General features: G+C 31.6%; 1 pseudogene. It reads left to right on the top strand.

Annotated features, from left to right (window positions below):
• Positions 1 to 346: pseudogene (locus IDG60_RS27140) on the top strand (homoserine O-acetyltransferase MetX); the annotation flags it as partial.
• Between the last annotated feature and the right edge of the window lie 207 nt (positions 347 to 553).

Raw genomic sequence — 553 nt, 5'->3', positions numbered from 1 at the left:
AGTAGTCGCATACCAACAACATCAAGGTAATAAATTTAAAGAACATTTTGATTTGAATTGTTATCTGACACTGCTAGATGTATTGGATAGTCACAACATTGACCGAGGTCGCACAGACGTAACGCATATTTTTAAAAATTTAGAAACGAAAGTCTTAACGATGGGGTTCATAGATGATTTGCTATATCCGGACGATCAAGTTCGTGCATTAGGTGAACGTTTTAAATATCATCGTCATTTCTTCGTGCCTGATAATGTTGGACATGATGGATTCCTACTAAACTTTAGTACCTGGGCACCTAACTTATATCATTTCTTAAATTTAAAGCATTTTAAGCGTAAGTAATAATGTATATATTTTTAAAGAATGAAGCTACTAAATCACAGTTATCATATTCAAAGACATCTAGAGTACATGAGAGTGGAAATGAATTGTAAATCTAAATCAAGCTTGATTGCTATGTAGTGGGATTAAATAATCATGTTGAAAATGAAAGCACACAAAAGCGATTCAAATGAGTATGTTAATTACTTATAAAACATGAAAGTTATT

Source organism: Staphylococcus sp. EG-SA-2 (assembly GCF_017152085.1).
Note: the sequence above shows the minus strand (reverse complement) of the source record. Positions and strands in the feature narration are given on the sequence as shown.